Origin of the sequence: Micromonospora sp. S-DT3-3-22 (assembly GCF_015354745.1) — a bacterium.
GTDB classification, from domain to species: domain Bacteria; phylum Actinomycetota; class Actinomycetes; order Mycobacteriales; family Micromonosporaceae; genus Micromonospora; species Micromonospora wenchangensis.
This window is the reverse complement of the sequence record NZ_JACGMO010000228.1, coordinates 1-4521: the sequence shown is the minus strand read 5'-3', so window position 1 is coordinate 4521 and position 4521 is coordinate 1. Positions and strand designations below refer to the sequence as shown.

Genomic DNA, 4521 nt, shown 5'->3' with positions numbered 1-4521 from the left:
GGCCGCCGCCGTAGACCGCGCCGCCGGCCGGGCGGGCGGGCGCGCCGCCGGCCGCCGCCGGAGCACCGTAGACACCGCCGCCGCGCGGCCGGTCCGCGACCGGGTCGGCAGCGTGCGGACCGTCGGCGGCCGACAGCCCCTCGGCCCGGGAGACCGCACCGGAGGTGAACACGTCGTCGTCCTGGTCGACCGGGTCGTCGCCGGCCGTCGCGGCCCGCCGCCGGGACCTGACGATCCCGACGATGCCGGCCCCGACCAGGAGCGCACCGATCACGCCGACCGCACCGATCAGATAGGTGATCTGGTCCAGGCTGAGGTTGTCGTACCAGGACTTCTCGGCCGCCGGCTTGGCCCCCGCCGCGCCCTCGATCGTCTCGGCGCCCTTGGTCGACGGCGTGTAGCCGAGGATGTCGATCGGGTCCTCCGGGGCGAGTTCCCCACCGTCGGAGACGGTGACGAACCCGGTGCCGTCGGGGGTGTACGAGATGGCCTCGCCGAACGGGTCGGCCAGCGGGGTGACCCGGGGCTTGCCCGTGGTCAGGGCGGCCACGATGTCGTCGCCGCTGACGTCGTACTCGAAGGCGTCGGCGTAGGTGCGCAACACCACCCGGCTGCCGTCGGGCGAGCGGGCCGCCCCGGTGATCGCCACCCGGCCGATGATGTTCAGCGGGTTGTCGGTGGTGGTCTTGGGCAGCGTGATCTCGCCGACCTTCTTCATCGGCACCGGCTCGGCGTTGCCGTCGGGGTCGAGCTTCGACTCCGGGGTGAAGATCTCCGCCTTGCCGCTGGGCACCTTGGTGATCACCAGGGGCAGGCCGTCCGCGCCGATCAGCAGCGCCTCGGCGTCGTGCGGCTTACGTTCCGGGTAGGACAGCCGGTGCAGCACCGGCTGCTTGGAGCCGGTGACCGGCATCGTCCAGACCGCGACCCGGGTACGCCGTTCCCTGCTGGTGACGTTGTCGCCGGTGTCGGCGATCCAGAGGGTCTTGCCGTCGGGCGAGAGGGCCAGGTCCTCGGTGTCGAACGGGCCGTCGCCGGAGTACTTCACCGGCTCCTTGGCGATCTTGCACTTGGTGTCCAGGAAGAAGACCCGCTTGCGGCTCTCCTGGAGGGTGCCGTCGTTGATCACGATGTAGCCGGTCTTCGTGGCGACCAGACCCGACACCTCGCGCAGCCGCTCGTCGGTGATCGTGCACTTCTTCTTGCCCGCTGCCGCAGCGAGCGGACCCGCCCCGACGGACAGCGGCCCCGCGCCGGTGACGGGCGGGGCCACCCCGGCGGGGACGGCGGAGACCGGTGCCGCCCCGGCGGCAGCAGCGGGTGCCACGGCCGCGCCGAACAGGGCGAGGGCAACCGTGACCGAGGAGACAGCGCGGCGCATGGCGTCAGTGTCGCATGCCGCGATGAACCTCAGGTCACACCGGAGCGCTCACCGACTGCCGGCCACCGCCGGGTCACCCGCCGCCACGAACGGCGTCAGCTCGGCGGCCAGCGCCTCCCCCACCCGAACGTGCAGGAGCGTGCCCTCGGGCAGGTGGGAGGTGCTGAGCACCTCGCCCTGCCGGTGCAGCCGGGCCACCAGGTCACCCCGGTCGTACGGCAGGATCGCGCGGACCTCCACCGCCGGGCGGGGCAGCCGCTGCTCGATCACCTCGCGCAGCCCGTCGATGCCGCGTCCGCTGTGCGCGGAGACGAAGACCGCGTCCGGCCAGAGCCGCTTGAGCCGCAGCAGGGTCTCCTCGTCGGCGGCGTCGGTCTTGTTGACCACCAGCAGCTCGGGCAGCCGGTCGGCACCGACCTCGGAGAGCACCTCGCGGACCGCGCGGACCTGCTCCTCCGGATCGGGGTGGGTGCCGTCGACCACGTGCACCACCAGGTCGGCCTCGGCGACCTCCTCCAGCGTCGAGCGGAACGCCTCGACGATCTGGTGCGGCAGGTGCCGGACGAAACCCACCGTGTCGGAGAGCGTGTAGAGCCGCCCGTCCGAGGTGGTGGCCCGGCGGGTGGTCGGGTCCAGGGTGGCGAAGAGTGCGTTCTCCACCAGCACGCCCGCGCCGGTGAGCCGGTTGAGCAGGCTCGACTTGCCGGCGTTGGTGTAACCGGCGATGGCCACGGCGGGAACGGCGTTGCGGGAACGGCGGGCACGCTTGGTCTGGCGTACCGTCTTCATGCCCTTGATCTCCCGGCGCAGCCGGGCGATGCGGTGCCGGATGCGCCGCCGGTCGGTCTCCAGCTTGGTCTCACCGGGGCCGCGCAGACCCACGCCGCCGCCGGCGCCGCCACCCCGCCCGGAACCACCCGTCTGCCGGGAGAGCGTCTCACCCCAACCACGCAGCCGGGGCAGCAGGTATTCGAGCTGGGCCAGCTCGACCTGCGCCTTGCCCTCCTTGCTCTTGGCGTGCTGGGCGAAGATGTCGAGGATCAGCGCGGTGCGGTCGACGACCTTGACCTTGGTGCGCTGTTCCAGGTTCCGCAGCTGGGACGGGGACAGCTCACCGTCGCAGATCACCGTGTCGGCGCCGGTGGCGAGCACCACGCCGGTCAGGTCGTCGACCTTGCCCCGGCCGACGTAGGTGGCCGGGTCGGGGCGGCTGCGGCGCTGGATGAGCCCTTCGAGCACCTGTGAACCGGCGGTCTCGGCCAGGGCGGCCAGCTCGGTCAGCGAATTGTCGGCGTCGTTCTGGGTGCCCTCGGTCCAGACGCCGACGAGGACGACCCGCTCCAGCCGGAGCTGGCGGTACTCGACCTCGGTGATGTCGGTCAGCTCGGTGGAGAGGCCGGGGACCCGCCGCAACGCCTGCCGCTCCGACAGCTCGTACTCGCCGGTCGTGGCGTCGAGGTCGTCGTCCGAGTAGGGGGTGTGGGTCTCCTGGTCTCGCAAGCTGCGACTCCTGTCCGTTCTGTGCATGTACCAAGTAATCCTGACATGGGTCAACGCGGAACGCGACAGCTATATGCCCGTGGCACAGGTCGCCGAACACGGGGGCGGCTGCCGCCGTGGCCCGGCGGGCGAGTAGAAATGGCGACGAGCCGCCAGCGACGACGGAGGTATTTCCGTGGCCATCACCCGACTGCCGAGTGCCGGATTCTCGATCACGATCCGGATCGCGGTCCCCGCGGACGCCTCCTCGATCGGCCGGCTGACCACGTCGGTGGGTGAGGCCGGTGCGATCGTCACCGCGCTGGACGTGGTCGACTCCGACCCGACCCACGTGATCGTCGACCTCACCTGCGACACCGCCGACGCCGGCCACGCCGACCAGGTCGTCGAGGCGCTCACCGCGCTCGACGGGGTGGACGTGCGCAAGGTCTCCGACCGGACGTTCCTGCTGCACCTCGGCGGCAAGATCGAGGTGCACTCGAAGGTCGGGCTGCGCACCCGTGACGAGCTGTCCCGGGCGTACACGCCGGGGGTGGCCCGGGTCTGCCAGGCGATCGCCGACAACCCGGCCGACGCCCGGCGGCTCACCATCAAGCGCAACACGGTCGCCGTGGTCAGCGACGGCTCGGCCGTGCTCGGCCTGGGCAACCTCGGCCCGGCGGCGTCGCTGCCGGTGATGGAGGGCAAGGCGGCGCTGTTCAAGCGCTTCGGCGGGGTGGACGCCTGGCCGGTGGTCCTCGACACCCAGGACACCGACGAGATCGTGGCGATCGTCAAGGCCATCGCCCCCGCGTACGGTGGGATCAACCTGGAGGACATCGCCGCGCCGCGCTGCTTCGAGATCGAGGCCCGGCTGCGCGAGGCCCTCGACATCCCGGTCTTCCACGACGACCAGCACGGCACCGCGATCTGCGTGCTGGCCGCGCTGACCAACGCGCTGCGCGTCGTGGGCAAGCAGCTCGCCGACGTCCGGGTGGTCGTCTCCGGGGCCGGCGCGGCCGGCACCGCGATCATGAAGCTGCTGCTGCGCCAGGGCGTCGGCGACATCATCGCGTACGACCGGCAGGGCGCCCTGCACCGCGACCTGCCCGACCTGAACCCGGCCTGGCAGTGGCTGGCCGAGAACACCAACCGGGAGAACTACTCCGGCGACCTGGCCGGCGCGGTCCGGGGTGCGGACGTCTTCATCGGGGTGAGCGCCCCCAACCTGCTCACCGGTGACGACATCGCCACCATGGCCAAGGACGCGATCGTCTTCGCGCTGGCCAACCCCGACCCGGAGGTCGACCCCCGGGAGGCCCGCAAGCACGCCGCGATCGTCGCCACCGGCCGCTCGGACCAGCCGAACCAGATCAACAACGTGCTCGCCTTCCCGGGGGTGTTCCGGGGCATGCTCGACGCGCACGCCGAGGAGTTCACCGAGGAGATGGCGATCGCGGCGGCCCGGGCCATCGCCGACGTGGTCGGCGAGGACAAGATCAACCCGACGGTGATCGTGCCGAGCGTCTTCGACTCCCGGGTCGCCCCGGCGGTCGCCGCCGCCGTCCGGGCCGCCGCCCAGAACCCGGCCGTCACCCCGCCGCCGGCCGCCGACCCGGGCCCGGCCGACCTCCCCGAGATCGCCGCCACCGCCAGCGCCA

General features: G+C 72.3%; 3 protein-coding genes. 1 reads left to right on the top strand and 2 read right to left on the bottom strand.

The genetic code is table 11. The features are described from left to right. Together H1A17_RS33450 and hflX are read right to left on the bottom strand one after the other, a co-directional pair. Window positions 1-1381, bottom strand: a 1381-nt coding sequence (locus H1A17_RS33450) for a hypothetical protein (protein ID WP_194823762.1), incomplete at its 3' end; no start/stop codon positions are given. A 48-nt stretch (window positions 1382-1429) separates the two neighbouring features. Continuing rightward, window positions 1430-2908, bottom strand: a complete 1479-nt coding sequence (gene hflX / locus H1A17_RS33445) for a GTPase HflX (protein ID WP_228544725.1) — start codon at window positions 2906-2908, stop codon at window positions 1430-1432. A 148-nt stretch (window positions 2909-3056) separates the two neighbouring features. On the opposite strand from hflX, the gene H1A17_RS33440 reads away from it, so the two are divergent. Beyond that, window positions 3057-4521, top strand: a 1465-nt coding sequence (locus H1A17_RS33440) for an NAD-dependent malic enzyme (RefSeq protein ID WP_194823761.1), incomplete at its 3' end; no start/stop codon positions are given.